16 protein-coding genes and 4 tRNA genes are annotated in these 16,193 nt (G+C 70.2%); 5 read left to right on the top strand and 15 right to left on the bottom strand.

Annotated elements, in window-relative coordinates:
* The 5 genes from pdxS to VGJ14_07255 all read right to left on the bottom strand — a co-directional run.
* Positions 1–628, bottom strand: a 628-nt coding sequence (pdxS, locus tag VGJ14_07275) for a pyridoxal 5'-phosphate synthase lyase subunit PdxS (GenBank protein HEY2832206.1), incomplete at its 3' end; no start/stop codon positions are given.
* 179 nt (positions 629–807) lie between these two features.
* Positions 808–1,344, bottom strand: a complete 537-nt coding sequence (locus VGJ14_07270; protein ID HEY2832205.1) for a hypothetical protein — start codon at positions 1,342–1,344, stop codon at positions 808–810.
* Between the two features lie 6 nt (positions 1,345–1,350).
* A complete protein-coding gene (locus tag VGJ14_07265) occupies positions 1,351–2,541 on the bottom strand; it encodes a glycosyltransferase family 4 protein (GenBank protein HEY2832204.1) in 1,191 nt (396 codons plus the stop codon).
* 7 nt (positions 2,542–2,548) lie between these two features.
* Entirely contained in the window at positions 2,549–3,514 is a 966-nt protein-coding gene (locus VGJ14_07260) for a phosphatidylinositol mannoside acyltransferase (protein HEY2832203.1), read from the bottom strand.
* The gene (locus tag VGJ14_07255; protein HEY2832202.1) at positions 3,511–4,221 is read right to left on the bottom strand and encodes a CDP-alcohol phosphatidyltransferase family protein; all 711 of its coding nucleotides are present in this window, start codon (positions 4,219–4,221) and stop codon (positions 3,511–3,513) included. Before VGJ14_07255 ends, VGJ14_07260 begins: the two co-directional genes overlap by 4 nt.
* 184 nt (positions 4,222–4,405) lie before the next feature.
* On the opposite strand from VGJ14_07255, the gene VGJ14_07250 reads away from it, so the two are divergent.
* The gene (locus VGJ14_07250; GenBank protein HEY2832201.1) at positions 4,406–6,553 is read left to right on the top strand and encodes an elongation factor G-like protein EF-G2; all 2,148 of its coding nucleotides are present in this window, start codon (positions 4,406–4,408) and stop codon (positions 6,551–6,553) included.
* Between the two features lie 63 nt (positions 6,554–6,616).
* On the opposite strand, the gene VGJ14_07245 is transcribed toward VGJ14_07250, so the two are convergent.
* The 4 genes from VGJ14_07245 to VGJ14_07230 all read right to left on the bottom strand — a co-directional run bounded on the left by VGJ14_07245 (position 6,617) and on the right by VGJ14_07230 (position 10,745).
* Positions 6,617–7,978 carry a wax ester/triacylglycerol synthase family O-acyltransferase gene (locus VGJ14_07245; protein HEY2832200.1) on the bottom strand — a complete coding sequence of 454 codons (1,362 nt, stop codon included), beginning with the start codon at positions 7,976–7,978 and terminating at the stop codon, positions 6,617–6,619.
* A gap of 133 nt (positions 7,979–8,111) precedes the next feature.
* Entirely contained in the window at positions 8,112–8,663 is a 552-nt protein-coding gene (locus VGJ14_07240) for an HIT domain-containing protein (protein HEY2832199.1), read from the bottom strand.
* A 2-nt stretch (positions 8,664–8,665) separates the two neighbouring features.
* Positions 8,666–10,624, bottom strand: a complete 1,959-nt coding sequence (thrS, locus tag VGJ14_07235) for a threonine--tRNA ligase (GenBank protein ID HEY2832198.1) — start codon at positions 10,622–10,624, stop codon at positions 8,666–8,668.
* Between the two features lie 49 nt (positions 10,625–10,673).
* Positions 10,674–10,745: transfer RNA gene (locus tag VGJ14_07230), tRNA-Val, on the bottom strand.
* Between the two features lie 519 nt (positions 10,746–11,264).
* Here VGJ14_07230 and VGJ14_07225 point away from each other — a divergent pair.
* Complete coding sequence (locus VGJ14_07225; GenBank protein HEY2832197.1) at positions 11,265–11,681, top strand: SsgA family sporulation/cell division regulator; 417 nt, start codon at positions 11,265–11,267, stop codon at positions 11,679–11,681.
* A gap of 122 nt (positions 11,682–11,803) precedes the next feature.
* Here VGJ14_07225 and VGJ14_07220 read toward each other — a convergent pair whose 3' ends face one another.
* Complete coding sequence (locus VGJ14_07220; GenBank protein ID HEY2832196.1) at positions 11,804–12,646, bottom strand: aminotransferase class IV; 843 nt, start codon at positions 12,644–12,646, stop codon at positions 11,804–11,806.
* A 76-nt stretch (positions 12,647–12,722) separates the two neighbouring features.
* Positions 12,723–13,745, bottom strand: a complete 1,023-nt coding sequence (locus VGJ14_07215) for a chorismate-binding protein (protein HEY2832195.1) — start codon at positions 13,743–13,745, stop codon at positions 12,723–12,725.
* Positions 13,746–13,857: 112 nt separating this feature from the next.
* Between VGJ14_07215 and VGJ14_07210 the strand changes: the two genes are divergently transcribed.
* The 3 genes from VGJ14_07210 to VGJ14_07200 all read left to right on the top strand — a co-directional run bounded on the left by VGJ14_07210 (position 13,858) and on the right by VGJ14_07200 (position 14,096).
* Positions 13,858–13,930: transfer RNA gene (locus VGJ14_07210), tRNA-Gly, on the top strand.
* Positions 13,931–13,934: 4 nt separating this feature from the next.
* Positions 13,935–14,006, top strand: a tRNA-Cys gene (locus tag VGJ14_07205).
* A gap of 15 nt (positions 14,007–14,021) precedes the next feature.
* Positions 14,022–14,096: transfer RNA gene (locus VGJ14_07200), tRNA-Val, on the top strand.
* A 13-nt stretch (positions 14,097–14,109) separates the two neighbouring features.
* Here the strand turns inward: VGJ14_07200 and VGJ14_07195 are convergent.
* From VGJ14_07195 to VGJ14_07180, 4 genes are all read right to left on the bottom strand, one after another.
* Positions 14,110–14,388, bottom strand: a complete 279-nt coding sequence (locus VGJ14_07195; protein ID HEY2832194.1) for a hypothetical protein — start codon at positions 14,386–14,388, stop codon at positions 14,110–14,112.
* 103 nt (positions 14,389–14,491) lie between these two features.
* On the bottom strand, positions 14,492–14,689 hold the full coding sequence (locus VGJ14_07190; GenBank protein HEY2832193.1) for a hypothetical protein: 198 nt from the start codon (positions 14,687–14,689) through the stop codon (positions 14,492–14,494).
* Positions 14,686–14,940: a hypothetical protein gene (locus tag VGJ14_07185; GenBank protein HEY2832192.1), complete on the bottom strand. Its 255-nt coding sequence runs from the start codon at positions 14,938–14,940 to the stop codon at positions 14,686–14,688. The genes VGJ14_07190 and VGJ14_07185 overlap by 4 nt, the downstream gene beginning before the upstream one ends.
* Positions 14,941–15,011: 71 nt before the next feature.
* The coding region (locus tag VGJ14_07180) for an AMP-dependent synthetase/ligase (GenBank protein HEY2832191.1) at positions 15,012–16,193 on the bottom strand (1,182 nt) is incomplete at its 5' end.

Raw genomic sequence — 16,193 nt, 5'->3', positions numbered from 1 at the left:
CGGCGTCGGCGGGGGTGGCGATGCCGCCCGCGGTGAACAGCACGACCGGCAGCTTCCCGGCCTGTGCGACCTCCAGGACCAGCTCGTAGGGGGCCTGCAGCTCCTTGGCCGCGACGTACAGTTCGTCGTCGGGCAGCGACGACAGCCGGCGGATCTCGTCGCCGATGGTGCGCATGTGGGTGACCGCATTGGACACGTCCCCGGTTCCCGCCTCGCCCTTGGACCGGATCATCGCCGCGCCCTCGGCGAGGCGGCGCAGTGCCTCACCCAGGTTCGTGGCGCCGCACACGAACGGCACGGTGAACTGCCATTTGTCCACATGGTGGGCGTAGTCGGCCGGGGTGAGCACCTCGGACTCGTCGATGTAGTCCACGCCCAGGCTCTGCAGCACCTGCGCCTCGACGAAGTGCCCGATCCGCGCCTTGGCCATCACCGGAATCGAGACGGCCTCGATGATCGCCTCGATCATGTCCGGGTCGGACATGCGGGACACGCCGCCCTGAGCCCGGATGTCGGCCGGCACGCGCTCCAGCGCCATCACCGCGACGGCGCCCGCGTCCTCGGCGATCCGGGCCTGCTCGGCGGTGACCACGTCCATGATCACGCCGCCCTTGAGCATCTCGGCCATCCCGCGCTTCACCCGCGCGGTGCCAGTGGTCTGGTCGGTCTCGGGGCTGCTCAACGCGGGCCTTTCAATGCTCGAGAGTTGACGCGCCCAGTCTAAGCGAGCGCCCCCACTCCAACTTCGTCCGGCATTTCGGGCCATCAAAGCGTGCTGATACCCCGAAACCCCGGACAAGGACGGGGTCAGAGGGTGCGGGCGAGGCACTCGGGGGGCTCGTCGTCGAACTCAACGGTCGTCGGCTCCGCGGCATGCCCGGCCAACCGCAAATAGCGGACGTGGCGTTTGCGGCGCACCGCCCGAGTGGCGCGCACCGCGTCGTTGTGGAAGCGCCGGGCCATCACCACGCGGCGGGCGGCCGCGTCCAGTTCGGTGAGCAGCTCCTCCCCGCCCCGGTCGGACCGCAGCTCCGCGGCCTGGCCGGGTTGGTCCAGGGCGGCGCGCAATGCCCGGGAGAGATCGGACTCGGCCAGTTCCCGGTCCTGCTCCGCGCAGGAGCGGGCCGCGTGCGCAGCCGCGGCGATGAGCATCGCGGCAGCGGGGTCGAGCAGCCCACAGGTGCCCAACTCCATGGACACCGCGGACCGCCGGACGAGCTGGGCGTCCAACGCGGCGCGGCCCACCTCGATGCGGTGGTGCAATTGGTCGATGCGCCCGGCTGTCCAGCTCAGGTAGAACCCGGCCAACAGCAGGATCAGCACGAACGAGGCAACCTCGAGCACGGTCGGTCAGCCGCCGGCCAGGCCGACCAGCCGGGCAAGCCGCCCCGCGCGGGTGTCCTCGGCAACGCCGGCGGCACCCGCTGTCACGGTTTCGTAGACGGCCACCACGTCTGCGGCGACCTGCGCCCAGTCGTACCGGCGCACCGAGGCCGCAGCGGCCGCAGCCTGCGCGGCACGGCGTGGCGGATCATCCAACAACTCGCCGATGCCGACCGCCAACGCGTCCGGGTTGCCGACCTCGACCAGGGCGCCGACCGCGCCGTCGTCCAGGACCCGACGGAAAGCGTCCAGGTCAGCGGCGACCACCGCGGTGCCCGCGGCCATCGCCTCGGTGAGGATGATCCCGAAGCTCTCCCCGCCGGTGTTCGGGGCGATGTAGAGGTCCACCGAGCGCAACATCCGCGCCTTGTCGGTCTCACTGACCAACCCGAGCATGGTGACCCGTTCGCGCACCGCCGGGGACATCGCGGCCAACGCCGTCTCCTGCTCCCCGGGCCCGGCCACCAGCAACCGCAACCCCGGGCGGTCGACCACCAGCCGTTCCATCGCCGCGATCAGCACGTCGAAGCCCTTGCGCGGTTCGTCGAAACGGCCGAGGAAACCGAGCGCCCCACCACCGTGCTCATTCCCCGGGGCGGGCCAGCCCGGCAACGGTTCGGCACTCGCGAATCGGTGCACGGCGACCCCGTTCGGGATCAGAATCGCGTCCCCGCCCAGATGCTCGACCAGCGTGCGTCGGGCCGGCTCGGAGACCGCGATCCGCGCATTGATCTTCTCCAGGAACGGTTGCAGCACCGCGTGCGCGGCGGCCATGGCGCGGGAGCGTTCGTTGGCCATGTGGAACGTTCCTACGATCGGGCCGGTGGCACCCCAACAGGCCAAGACCGACAGGCTGGGCACGGTCGGCTCGTGCACGTGCAGCACGTCGAAATTGCCGTCGCGCACCCAACGCCGGACCCGGGCCTTGGTCACCGGTCCGAACGCCAACCGGGCCACCGAACCGTTGAACGGCACCGGCACCGCGCGCCCGGCGGGCACCACCCACTCCGGTAGGGCGGGGACCGCATCCTCGTCGACGGGCGCCAACACCGACACCTGATGACCCAGGTCCAGCAGCGCCAGGGCCAAGTCGTGGATGTGCGCCTGAACCCCGCCCGGGACGTCCCAGGAGTAGGGGCAGACCAAACCGACGCGCACGCCCGCCCTACCGGGACGCGCTGCGGTGACGCAGCCTCAGGTCCTCGACCCAGATCCGTTGCAGCATGTGCCAATCGGCCGGATGTGCGGTGATCGACTCCTGGAACACCCCGGCCAGTTCTTGGGTCATCGCGGCGATCCGCTCACTGCGCGACCCCACGGTCGGCTGGGGAATGCGCGGGTGGATGTGCAACCGCATGGCCCGGTCCTCGTACCAGAGGGTGACCGGCAACAGCGCTGCCCCGGTGCCCACGGACAGCGCGGCCGGACCGGCCGGCATGCGCGCCGGGGCGCCGAAGAAGTCGACCTCGAGGCCGCTGGAGGTGAGGTCGCGATCGGCCACCAGACAGACCACCTTGCCCTCACGCAGCCGGCCGGACAGCGTGCCGAACACCGATATCCCGTTGCCCGGGTCCAGCGCCAGCACCTCCATGCCCAGCCGGGTGCGGTAGGAAACGAAGGCGTCGTACAGCGCGGCCGGGCGCAGCCGTTCCGCGGCGGTGGTGAACGGCATCCCGCGGGCGGTCAGCCAGCTGCCGGCCAGGTCCCAGTTCGCGCAGTGCGGCAACGCGAGCACCACGCCGATGCCGACGGCGTGCTCGGCGTCCAGGTGCTCCTCGCCCTCCGGGCGCACCCGGCGCAGCACCTGCTCGGTGTCCCAGGCGGGCAACCGGAAACTCTCTGCCCAGTAGCGCAGGTAGGAGCGCATGCCCTCCCGGCTGCGCTCGCGCACCACCGGGTCGTCCACCGGCAGGTCCAGCACCCGGGCGAGGTTGCGCTCCAACTGCACCACACCACGACCGCGCCGGGCCCACAGCGTGTCCGCGATGCGTCGGAACATCCGGTCGGCCAGCGGCTCCGGCAGCTTGCGCACGGTGCGCCATCCGGCCAGATACGCCGGGGTCACCGCGCGTTCCAGCAGCGTCGCGGTCTCCGCTGTCGCGGTGGACGCCGAACGAAGATCCACCGTCATCCGGGAGTCACCCCGGTGGTCGCCTCGCTACCGGCGACGGTCGGTCCCTTGCGGTTGTAGGTCTTCTTGTCCTTGGCGACCCGGACCGCGGCGTCCTCCGCGGACAACGCCATGGCCTGCCCACGCACCGCCCAAATGCGCTGGATAGTGGTGATCGTGCTGGCCACGGCGCAGATGATCAGCGCAAGGCGCAGCACGCCCGGCACGCCCAGGCCATCCAATCCGGTGGCCACCAGCACCAGCACCAACCGATCGGCGCGTTCGGCCATGCCCACCGTGGCCTGCATGCCCAGGCTCTCCGCGCGGGCCCGGGCGTAGGAGACGAACGAGCCGGTGGCGAGGTTGTAGATGGCCAGCGCCGCGAGCAGGTTGTTGTCACCACTGCGCGCCCACCACATGGCCAACCCGCCGAACACGGCGGCGTCGGCGAAGCGGTCCATGGTCGAGTCCAGGTAGGCGCCCCAGACCGAGTTGCGCTGGGTGAGCCGGGCCATGGTGCCGTCGATAATGTCGCCGAAAACGAAGCACGTGATCACGATCGTGCCCCAGAAGAACTCACCGCGCGGGTAGAAGCCCAGCGCGCCGCCGATCACCCCGAGCGTGCCGATGACGGTGATCACGTCAGGGCTGATTCCCGCCCGCACCAACGCGCGGGCGATCGGGGCGAACACGCGGGTGAAGAACGCGCGCGCGTACTTATTGAGCACGGCCTCTCCTGGGTTCCGCGGCGCCCCCATCGTACGCAGCGGCGCATCCTCCCGGTCGCGCCCGCCACACCCGGTTTGTCGTGGGCGTGAATGCGTGGCACCGGCCCCTTGCGGGCAGGCGGCGTACGGGTGTCGACTGCCGTGACCGGGGTCACCCGGCCCTGACCACAAGGAGGTGGCGCATATGGCCGACAAGTCCCACTCCGCAGTCGCCGGCAAAGCACCGGAGGCCGACCAGCCCACAAAGATTCGCAACGTCGTGCTGGTCGGCCACACCGGCGCCGGCAAGACGACCGTGACCGAGGCCCTGCTGTTGGCCACCGGGGGTATCACCCGCCCGGGCCGCATCGAGGAAGGCACCACGGTCAGCGATTTCGACGACGCGGAGATCCGCCAGCAGCGCTCGGTGAACCTGTCGCTGGCCCCGATTTCGGTGGGCGACGTGAAGGTGAACCTGCTGGATGCCCCCGGCTATGCGGACTTCGTCGGTGATCTGCGCGCCGGGTTGCGCGCCGCCGACGCCGCGCTGTTCGTGATCTCCGCGGCCGATGGCGTGGACGGCACCACCCGCATGCTCTGGGACGAGTGCGCCGGGGTCGGCATGCCGCGCGCTGTCGTGGTCACCAAGCTGGACCACCAGCGCGCCGATTACGCGGAGGTCATCGACATCTGCCAGGACGCGTTCGGTGGCGGCGTGCTGCCCGCGTACCTTCCGCGCACCGACAGCGAGGGCCAGCTGACCGGCCTGGTCGGGCTGCTGTCCAAGTGCGTGTACGACTACTCCGGCGGCACCCGGACGGCCTCCCCGGCCGATGAGGCGCTGCAGCTGGAGATCGACGACCAGCGCAACTCGTTCATCGAGGGCGTCATCGCGGAGAGCGAGGACGAGACCCTGATGGACCGTTACCTCTCCGGTGAGGACATCGACCTCAAGGTGCTCATCGACGACCTGGAGACCGCGGTCGCCCGTGGGTCGTTCTATCCCGTGCTCCCGGTGAACCCGACCACCGGTGTGGGCATGACCGAGTTGCTCGAGGTGATCACGGACGGTTTCCCGTCCCCGACGGAGCACCGCATCCCCGAGGTCACCGGACTGAACGGCGACACGCGGCCGGCGCTGTCCTGCGACCCGGACGGCCCGCTGGTGGCCGAGGTCGTGAAGACCACCTCGGACCCCTACGTGGGCAAGATTTCGCTGGTGCGCATCTTCTCCGGCACGCTGCGGGCGGACGCCACACTGCACGTGTCCGGCCACTTCCTGGCCGATCGCGGGCATGAGGACCACGACGCCGACGAGAAAGTCGGCGCCCTGACCTGCCCGCTGGGCAAGACGCACCGCCCGATCGAGAAAGCAGTGGCCGGCGACGTGGTCGCGGTGGCCAAGCTGACCAAGGCGGAGACCGGGGACACGCTGTCCGACAAGGAAGCCCCGCTGCTCATGCACCCGTGGGCGATGCCCGAGCCGCTGCTGCCGGTGGCCGTGGTGGCGCACTCCAAGGCCGATGAGGACAAGCTCTCCCAGGGCCTGGGCCGGCTGCTCGCCGAGGACCCGACTCTGCGCTTGGAGAACAACCCCGAGACCCACCAACTGGTGCTGTGGTGCATGGGCGAAGCACATCTGGACGTGCTGCTGGACAGGCTGAACAACCGGTACGGCGTGGCGGTGGACTCCGTGCCGGTGAAGGTGGCATTGCGCGAGACGTTCGCGGGCAAGGCCGGCGGGCACGGCCGGCACGTCAAGCAATCCGGCGGGCACGGGCAGTACGCGGTGTGCGACATCGAGGTCGAGCCGCTGCCCTCGGGTTCCGGCTTCGAGTTCGTCGACAAGGTGGTCGGCGGTTCGGTACCGCGCCAGTTCATCCCGTCGGTGGAAAAGGGCGTGCGCAGTCAGATGGAGCGCGGTGTCGTCGCCGGCTACGCCGTGCAGGACATCCGGGTCACGCTGCACGACGGCAAGGCGCACAGCGTCGACTCCTCCGACATGGCCTTCCAGATGGCCGGGGCGCTGGCGCTGAAGGACGCCGCGGAGAAAGGCGTGGTGGCCCTGCTGGAGCCGGTCGACGAGATCGCCGTGCTGGTCGCCGACGACTACGTCGGCGGCGTCATGAGCGACCTGTCCACCCGCCGTGGTCGGGTGCTCGGCTCCGAGCCGGTGGGCGCCGGCGGCCGCACCCTCATCAAGGCCGAGGTACCGGCCCTGGAGATCGTTCGCTACGCCATCGACCTGCGCTCGATCTCGCACGGCACCGGCACGTTCAGCCGCCACTACGTCCGGCACGAACCCATGCCGTCACACGTCGCCGCCAAGCTCCAGGCCGAGTCCGACGACTGACCCACCCGTAACGTCCGGCCGACGCGGCGTTAGAACGCTGCGTCAGCCGGACGTTCGGGGTTTTCAGGCCAGGGCGAGCAGTCGTTCCAGCTCGGCGGGGACGGCGGCGGCCAGGGCAGCGGGTTCGGGGACGGCGATCGGGTCGGCGGAGATGCCGACGTAGCCGTGTCCGCGGTAGGTGGACAGCGCGATGCCCAGCGGCTGGCCCTGGGCCAGCGGCGCCACCGGGTACAGCTCGGTGCACGGAAAGCCGTCCAGCTGCATCGGTCGCGGGATCGGCACGGTGGTCACCAGCATGTCGAACAGCCGCGCTGCCCGCGACGCCAACACCGGGCCGCCCAGCCGGACCAGGGCCGGCGGCAGCAGGTTGGTGAGCAGTTGCACCGCGCCGGGACCGCCCTCCGGACCGACCACCCGGTTGTGCGTCATCGCCGCGCAGACCGCCCGCACCCGCGCCACCGGGTCGGGCTCGTTGACCGGCAGCTCCAACAGGAACGCGGAAAAGTTGTTGCCCGCCCCGCCGGTCACCGGGGTTCGGTTCGAGCCCACCGGCACCATGGCCCGGATCGTGCGGTCGGTGTCCAAGCGCAGGTCGCGCAGCCAGGTGCGCAACGCCCCGGCCATAAGGGCGACGAGCACGTCGTTGGCACTGGCCCCGGTACCGCCGAACGCCTTGCGCAGGGTGCGCAGGTCGCACAGCGGCACCGAGGTGGAGACGAACTCCCGGGCCGGACTCACCGTGCGGTCGAACGGCAGGCCGTGGCCCGGCTTGCTCATCGTGGACACCACCCCGGCCGCGGTGCCCGCGGCGTGCATCGCGGTGCGGGCCAACGCGCGCGGTTCGGTGACCTCGGCGAGCGGCCCGACCAGGCGCCGCGCCAGGATGCGCGCCGCACCGCGCGGGTGATCCGACGGCGTCGGACCCGGCAGCGCGTTCCCATCCGGCCCGCCGTCGGTCAACGCATAGGCCAGCGTCACCGCGCCCATCCCGTCCAGAAAAGCGTGGTGCATCTTCATCAACGCCGCGACACGTCCGTCGGCCAGGTCACTGAGCAGATGGATCTCCCACAACGGGCGACTGCGATCCAGTCGGTCGGCCAGCGTTCGCGCGATCCAGGCGTGCAACTCCTCGCGGCCGCCCTGCCCACGCGCCCGGGTGCGCCTCACGTGCCGGTAGGCGTCGAAATCGGGGTCCTCGACCCAGTGGGCTCCACCCAGCGGCAACCAGTCCGGGGCGAGCTTGCGACGCAACCTGGGTGCCGCGGCAGCCCGCGCCCGCACCAGCGCCAGCATCTGCTCCGGGTCCGGGACGGCGCCGTCCTCGGTGGCCCCAAACACCAACACCGCGCCCATGTTCATCGGGGTCGCCGCGGTCTCGATGGTGAGGAACGAGATGTCCAGCGGGCTCAGTGCCCAGTCCTGCATGGTGGAGCGACCTCCGGCGTCGCGACGGCTGGCCTCCATTCTCGGTGAGGCCGGGTAACGGCGGTGTGCCGAGGTCGGTCGTACCGGTGAGTACGAGGTGTCGTCGGCCACACGGCGCGGAGCTGACGCCATGTCAGTCCGCGGGCCAGCCGGCCCGGACCGCCTCCCACGTCTGCGCCAGCAGTTGCGGCAGCACCTTGGTGTGCCCGACCACCGGCATGAAGTTGGTGTCCCCACCCCAGCGGGGCACCACGTGCTGGTGGAGGTGACCGGCGATACCCGCGCCCGCCACCTGGCCCAGGTTCATGCCGACGTTGAAGCCCTGCGCCCCCGAGGCGGTGCGCAACGCGCGCAGCGCCTGCCGGGTGAGCTCGGCGACCTCGATGACTTCCTCGGCGCTCAACTCGGTGTAGTCCGCCACGTGCCGGTAGGGCACCAGCATCAGGTGCCCGCCGTTGTACGGGTACAGGTTGAGCACCGCGTAGACCAGTGCACCCCGATGCACGATCAGGCCCTCGTCGTCGGGCAGGGCGGGGATGCGGCAGAACGGGCAACCGTCCTGCGCCCCGCTACCGGTGGGTTTGTTCTCGCCTTTGATGTAGGCCAGCCGGTGCGGGGTCCACAGCCGGCCGAAGCCGTCGGGTTCCCCGACGCCCTCGGACCACTGCACGCCCTCGTCGGCCAACGTCAGACCTGCACCCGGTCCCGCACCGCGGCGACGATTTCCTCCACGGCCCGCGCGATCGGCACGCCGTTGCGCTGCTCCCCGTTGCGATAGCGGAAGGAGACCGCGCCCACCGCCACGTCCTCGTCGCCGGCCAGCAGCATGAACGGGACCTTTTGCTTTTGTGCGTTGCGAATCTTCTTCTGCATACGGTCGTCGGCGGTGTCCACCTCGACCCGGATGCCATGCGCCCGCAACTGTGCGGCGACCTCCTGCAGGTACTCGATGTGCGCATCGGCGATCGGGATGCCGACCACCTGCACCGGGGCCAGCCACGGCGGGAACGCGCCCGCGTAGTGCTCGACCAGCACCGCGAAGAACCGTTCCACCGAGCCGAACAACGCCCGGTGGATCATGATCGGCTGCTGCCGGGAGCCGTCCGCGGCCTGGAACTCCAACTCGAAGAGCTTGGGCAGGTTGAAGTCCAGTTGGATGGTGGACATCTGCCAGGTGCGCCCGATCGCATCGCGGGCCTGCACGGAGATCTTCGGCCCGTAGAACGCCGCGCCACCGGGGTCCATCACCAGGTCCAGGCCCTCGGCGGTGGCCACCTCGCGCAACGTCTCGGTGGCCTCGGCCCAGTCCTCGTCGGTGCCGACGCACTTCTCCGGATCCTTGGTGGACAGCTCCAGGTAGAAGTCGTTGAGCCCGTAGTCGCGCAGCAGGTCCAGCACGAAGCGCAGCAGCGAGGCGAGTTCGTCCCGCATCTGCTCGCGGGTGCAGTAGATGTGCGCGTCGTCCTGGGTCATCCCGCGCACCCGGGTCAGGCCGTGGACCACCCCGGACTTCTCGAACCGGTACACGGTGCCGAACTCGAACAATCGCAACGGAAGCTCGCGATAGGACCGACCACGGCTGCGGAAGATCAGGTTGTGGAACGGGCAGTTCATCGGCTTGAGGTAGTAGTCCGCGCCCTCCATCTGCATCGGCGGGTACATGCCGTCGGCGTACCACTGCAGGTGACCCGAGGTCTCGAACAGGTTGGACTTGGTGATGTGCGGGGTGTTCACGAACTCGTAGCCGGCCTCCTCGTGCCGGCGACGGGAGTAGTCCTCCATCACCCGGCGCATCGTGCCGCCCTTGGGGTGGAACACCGCCAGACCGGACCCGATCTCGTCCGGGAAACTGAACAGGTCCAGCTCCACGCCGAGCTTGCGGTGGTCGCGGCGGGAGGCCTCCTCCAGTCGGGTCAGGTAGTTCTTCAGCGCGTCGCGGGACTCCCAGGCCGTCCCGTAGAGCCTTTGCAGTTGTGGGTTTTTCTCACTGCCCCGCCAGTACGCTGCCGCGCTGCGCATCAGCCGGAACGCCGGGATGTTCCCGGTGTGCGGCACATGCGGACCGCGACACAGGTCCTTCCAGGCCAGCGTCCCGTCCTGGCGGTGGTTGTCGTAGATGGTCAGCTGCCCGGCACCGACCTCGACGTTCGCCTCGTCGTCGCTACCGGCGCCGCCCTTGAGCCCGATCAGTTCCAGCTTGTACGGCTCCGCGGCGAGTTCGGTGCGCGCCTCGTCATCGGACACCTCACGCCTGCTGAAGGTCTGCCGTTCCTTCACGATTTGCTGCATGCGTTTCTCAATGCGGCCCAGGTCGTCCGGGGTGAACGGGGTGGCCACGTCGAAGTCGTAGTAAAAGCCGTTCTCGATGGGCGGGCCGATGCCCAACCGCGCGTCGGGGAACAGCTCCTGCACGGCCTGCGCCAGCACGTGCGCGCAGGAGTGACGGACGATGGCCAACCCCTGCGGGGAGTCGTTGCGCACCCCCTCCACGACCGCGCCGTCGGCGAGCACGTGGGCCAGATCGCGAAGTTCGCCGTCCACCCGCGCCGCGATCACCGCACGGTCCTCGACGAACAGCTCGCCCGCGGTAGCGCCGTCGGCCACCGACCGCAGCGCACCGTCGACGGTGATCGTCAGTTCGGTCATCAGGGCCCCCTTCGGCGTGCCTCCGCGACGCCGAGGGCGGTGTGTCGGGTGGGCGATACTGGGATCGAACCAGTGACCTCCCCGGTGTGAGCGGGGCGCTCTCCCGCTGAGCTAATCGCCCGGGACGCGCTGCGAAACCCTACCCGATGGGCACCGGCCCTTCGGTTGAGCACCGGAGCACATGACCATGCCGGCGGCTACCACTCGCCAAGGCCGATTCAAATTTGGCTGAGCCAAGATCCACTGCAATGGGTCACGGTGTCCGATTGAGTGCCTCCCGTGCCGTTCGCGCGAACGGCGGGCGGACGACCGGTGAGGAGCTCCAAGGGCCCCTGGCATCCCGTTTTGGGCTGGACAACCCGGACATACCGGTCGCCGCGAGCGTTGAAACTCTCTCGACGGAGATCACTTCCGACGGCTTGACCGAGCGTGATGACCAGGCCATTGCGAAGCGCTCGGACCCTTGCCTGACGAAGAATCCTGGCGATACACAGTGACCTGAGCTTCCGACGGGCGTTGTACAGCCTGAACGACGCCAAGCGCGGCAAGGTTTGACTCCCGGAGCCACCTGCGGCAACGCAAGGGTCCCCGGAGAGGCCGGGCAAACCGCCGAGCACCATCGAGAGAGGCACGCGCGCAGATGAAGGCAGAGTCTTCGGTCACCTGCGAGCTTCGCTTGCGACTTTTGGTCGCCGGCGATGCAGCCTTGCCCGTCCCCGCCGCGCTGCGGTACGACGTTTCGGATCCGTATGCGATCCATGCCACCTTCCACGCCGCCGGTGACACCGTCGAGTGGGTGTTCGCCCGCGACCTGCTCGCGGCGGGCCTGAAGGACGATGCCGGCCTGGGTGACGTGCGTGTCTGGCCGTCCAGCGAGGCCGGCGAGCAGGTCGTGTACGTATCGCTGAGCTCCCCCGAGGGCGAAGCACTGTTGGAGGCCCCGGCTCCCGAGCTGTCGACCTTCCTGGAGCGCACCTACGCCACGGTCCCGGCTGGTGACGAATCCATGCACCTGGACATCGACACCGCGTTGACGCAACTCATCGCGGAGATCTGATCGGGTAGGAGAGGACTGTTCGCGGAAAGCGCGAACCGCAGCTGATCAGATCTCGTCACATGGCGGCGCTCCGCGCCGCAGAACGGGCGGCGACTCGCTTCGCGAGCGCCGCCCCTTCGTTGTTACGGGTCGTGGTCCTCGGCGGCGCGGGCAGCGAACCGCGCGGCGATCGCCGTGGTGACCGGGCCGGGTACCGGGGCCTTTGGTCCGCCGGGGCGGCGGCCGTCCACCGAGGCCACGGCGTGCACGTCGCGGGTGGCGGAGGTGAGGAACACCTCCTCCGCGCGGGCCAGGTCGGCCAGGCTCAGGGAGCGCTCCACGACCTGTGGGCACCAGGCCAGTAAAAGCGCTCGGGTGACCCCGGCCAGACAGCCGGAACGCAGCGGTGGCGTACAGGCGACCCCGTCCAGTACGCAGAACACGTTGGTGCCGGTGCCCTCGCACAACTCGCCGGCGGTATTGGCCAGCAATGCCTCTCCGACCCCGGCCGCGCGGGCCGTGGCCAGGGCGACCACGTTCTCCGCGTAGGACGTCGTCTTCACGCCAGTGAGCGCCCCGTTCTCGTTGCGCCGCCACGGGACCACAATGGCCGTCTCCGGGGCGCTGGGCGGGCTTGTGGGCGTCGCGGAGGCCCACACCGTGGGCGGACCCGCACCGCGCGCGGAGCCGGCCGGCCCGGGGCCGGCGGTGACCGTGAGGCGCAGCCGGGCCAGCGGCGCGTCGGCGACCGTGGCGCACACCGCGTCGATGGCTGCGCGCAGATAGTCGTCGTCGGGCAGCGGCAGGCCGATCGCCCGGGCCGAGTCGTGCAGCCGGGCCAGGTGCCGGGTGCGCGCGAACGGCACGCCGTGGATGACCTTGGTGGTCTCGAACACCCCGTCGCCGACGGTCAGGCCGTGGTCGGTGATCGGCACGGTGGCCTGCTCGACGGGCACCATTCGGCCGTTGAGCCAGACGCTGCTCACCGGCGTGCCTCCCTGCGGCCGGCGCGCCTTTCGGCCATGCGCGCACTGTGTTCGATGGTGAGCTCGCTGCGCTCGCTCACCGGCGACCCACCAGCGCGGCCCCGGTGGCCAGGTCCAGCAGGTGCGCGGCCTTCAGCTCGGTTTCCGCCCACTCCGCGGCCTCCTCGGAGCCCCAGGTGATGCCCGCCCCGGTGCCGAAGTGCAGCGTGTCCTGCTCTATCCAGAACGTGCGGATGCCGACGGCCAGCGCCGCGGTGCCGGTGGTGTTGTCCACCCAGCCGAGTGCTCCGCAGTACGGGCCGCGGGCGGTGGGCTCCAACGCGCGGATGATGTCCAGGGCCGCGGCCTTGGGCGCACCGCTGACCGAGCCGGGCGGAAAGGTGGCGTCGATCAGCTCTGGCCAGCCGACGTCACCGTGCAGTCGGCCGCGCACCGTCGAGACCAGGTGCACCAGACCGGGGTGCGGCTCCTCCACACACAGCGCGGGCACCGTGACACTGCCCGGCACGCAGACCCGGCCGAGGTCATTGCGCACCAGGTCGACGATCATCACGTTCTCCGCGCGGTCCTTCTCGCCGAGCGCGGTGCCGGGACGGGCAGTGCCCTTGATCGGCGCGGATTCGATCTGCGCACCGGCACGGCGCAGGTAGAGCTCCGGGGAGGCGCCGACCACCGCGATGCCGGGCAGCCGCAGCGCGGCCGCGTGCGGGGCCGGGTTCCCCGCCGCGAGCAGGGCGGCCAGCGCCATCGGGTCGGCGCGGTCCGGGTCGGGTAGCTCGGCGCGCAGCACCCGGCAGAGGTTGGCCTGATACACCTCACCGGCCGCGATGTGCTCGCGGATACGCGTCACCGCGCGGCGGTACGCCGTCTCGTCCAGCGACGTGCTCCAGGCCGCCGGCGCCGGGCCGGCCCACGGGCGCACGGCCGGCGGCGGGCCCGGGCTGACGTCGCCGAACCGGGCGCAGGTGACCGCGCCCTCGAACGTGACCAGCACCGCCCAGAAGCCCGGTCGGTGCAGCGCCGCGAGATCGCCGGTGACCTCGCGCAGCCCCCGGGCCACCCGTCCCCCGGCGGCGAACACGGGCTCATCGACGCGCACAGGGCCAGCGTAGGTGCGCGCCATGCGGCGGCGTGCAACCCGGTGTGGGGCCCGCCGGCGATGGGCTATTGTTCCTACCTGCACCGCGGGGCGGGAACGTCCCGAAGGTCGCGCGGACGTGGCTCAGTTGGTAGAGCATCACCTTGCCAAGGTGAGGGTCGCGGGTTCGAATCCCGTCGTCCGCTCGAAGGCCGGATGGCCGAGTGGCTGAGGCAACGGCCTGCAAAGCCGTATACGCGGGTTCGATTCCCGCTCCGGCCTCGAGTTTTCATTCCCGGGCGTTTAGCTCAGCGGGAGAGCGCTTCCCTGACACGGAAGAGGTCACTGGTTCAATCCCAGTAACGCCCACCACGCTTTGCCCAGGTCAGACGCTCTTTCGCGGAGTAGATGACGGCGCGTCAATCGTTTCGCCCGGAACGGTGACCGAGAAGCTCCGCACGGGGCCGTCCGGGCCGGCGCGCACCCCCATGGTGACCTTGGTCCGGCAGGTGTGCTGGATCTGCACGGTGAGCTCGACCTGCGCCGCGTCCGGCACCCCGTCGTGCAGGGTGACCGTGACCGGGTTCTCGTCGGTCATGGTTACCGGGATGCGCTCACCGCACACCGGGCATTCCAACGCCGACAGTCCACCGATCTCCACCATGGCTCCGCCTCGATCTCACCCACCGACGCGAGTCGTCGGGCACGTCGCACAGGCTACGCGCGGCAACCCGGATGCGCCGCTAGCTCGCCCGCCCGATCCCCGGTCATCGTCGAGCGTGGCAACCGCAGGCGCGCAGCCCCTGCCCGCGCACGAGGTACCACAGATGCCCCCCGGCGCCTGCGGCGGGCAGCAGCGCCCAGCCCCAGGAACCGTAAGCCAGCAGTGCACTGGTCAGCACCAGCAGCCAGGTCATGACCAGCACACGGACCACGAGCACGGTCAGCGGCATCTCGATCGTCACCCGGGAAGGTTGGACGGGCTGTCCGACCGGCTCTGTTGCCGGACGATCATCGCCGACGCCTCGTCGACCTCGGCCTCGACCTGCTCCTGCGGGTTCTGGCAGGCCGGGCAGATGTAACCGAACATCCGGTGGTGCCGGAACACCAGCGCCCAACCGTCCTCGGACGCCTTCGTCAATGCCTCCACGGTGTCGCAGTGGAAGCAGATGGCGAACGGCCGACGCAGGTTGGGCACGCGGTTGGAGTGCGACATGTTCGCGAGCGTGCCGGTTGTCGCCGGTTCGCGGTATCCGGGGAACGTCTGAGTCGGGATCAGCCGAACGGCTATGCGTAGAGCGACTCGATCTCGGCGGCGTACTTGGCTGCCACGCACCGCCGCTTGAGTTTCATGGTGGGCGTCAACTCCTCACCGTCCGGCAGCCAGTCGACGCCCAGCACCGTGAAGCGCTTGATCTGCTCGGGGCGGCTGAGCCGGGCATTGGCGGCCTCCACGGCAACCCGGATCAGCTCCTGCGTGCCGGGGTCGGCAGCCAGCGCCGCCGGCGCAGGCTCGAGACCGTGGGCCTTCGCATGTGCGGCCACGGCGTCCGGGTCGAGCACGAGTAGCGCGACGTTGTAGGGCCGTGCGTCGCCGATGACACAGGCCTGCCCGATCAGCGGGCTGGCGGCCTTGAGCTTCTGCTCGATGTTGGCCGGCGACATGTTCTTGCCCGCCGCGTTGATGATCAGTTCCTTCTTGCGGTCCACGATCCGCACGTAGCTGTCGGCGTCGATCTCGGCGATGTCACCGGTGTGCAGCCAGCCGTCCGGATCGATTGCCTCAGCGGTTCGTTCGGGGTCGTTGCGATAACCCACCATGACGTTCTCCCCGCGCAGCAATAGCTCGCCGTCGTCCGCGAGCTTGACGTCCATGCCACCCATCGGCTTGCCGACGGTGCCGACGCGCACGTCCTCGAGCGGGTTAACGGTCCCCCCGCACGCGGTCTCCGACATCGCCCAACCCTCGACGACGGGCAGGCCCAGGGCCATGAGGTAGGTGAGCGTCTCCGGGGCGATCGGCGCCGCGCCGGACAGGGCCCAGTCGGCCTGGTCGAGGCCGAGCGCGACGCGGGTGGCCGCCCTGGCCTCCTCCGGCAAGGCCGCCGGGTCCGTCACGCCCTTGGCCTCCAGACCGGCCTTGAGCTTCTCCCAGATCCGCGGGACGGCGAGCCAGCTCGTCGGGCGGGCGTCGACGAGGCCGGCGAGCACCGCCCTGGGGTCGTCGATCGTGGTGATCGACGAGCCGGTCGCCAATCCGATGTAGTGGGCGACCAGGCGATCTGCGACGTGGGCACACGGCAGGTAGGACACCAGTCGCCCCGCCGGGCGCGTCGGGAGTAGCTGCGCACATCCGTTCAGCGTGGCCATCAGATTGCGGTGCGAGAGCTGCACGCCCTTGGAGGGGCCGGTTGTGCCCGAGGTGTAGATCAGCGTCGCGATGTCGTCGGGTTGCACGCCTCGCCACGT

It is taken from the genome of Sporichthyaceae bacterium, assembly GCA_036493475.1.
In the GTDB taxonomy this organism is placed as follows: Bacteria; Actinomycetota; Actinomycetes; order Sporichthyales; family Sporichthyaceae; genus DASQPJ01.
The sequence above is the reverse complement of the archived record's forward strand: the minus strand, read 5'-3'. Positions and strand labels throughout refer to the sequence as shown.

Excerpts from the sequence above, each read along its gene's own strand:
- VGJ14_07260 (HEY2832203.1), bottom strand. The coding sequence starts at position 3,514 with ATGACGGTGGATCTTCGTTCGGCGTCCACCGCGACAGCGGAGACCGCG.
- VGJ14_07250 (HEY2832201.1), top strand. The coding sequence starts at position 4,406 with ATGGCCGACAAGTCCCACTCCGCAGTCGCCGGCAAAGCACCGGAGGCC.
- VGJ14_07245 (HEY2832200.1), bottom strand. The coding sequence starts at position 7,978 with ATGCAGGACTGGGCACTGAGCCCGCTGGACATCTCGTTCCTCACCATC.
- thrS (HEY2832198.1), bottom strand. The coding sequence starts at position 10,624 with ATGACCGAACTGACGATCACCGTCGACGGTGCGCTGCGGTCGGTGGCC.
- VGJ14_07225 (HEY2832197.1), top strand. The coding sequence starts at position 11,265 with ATGAAGGCAGAGTCTTCGGTCACCTGCGAGCTTCGCTTGCGACTTTTG.
- VGJ14_07195 (HEY2832194.1), bottom strand. The coding sequence starts at position 14,388 with ATGGTGGAGATCGGTGGACTGTCGGCGTTGGAATGCCCGGTGTGCGGT.
- VGJ14_07185 (HEY2832192.1), bottom strand. The coding sequence starts at position 14,940 with ATGTCGCACTCCAACCGCGTGCCCAACCTGCGTCGGCCGTTCGCCATC.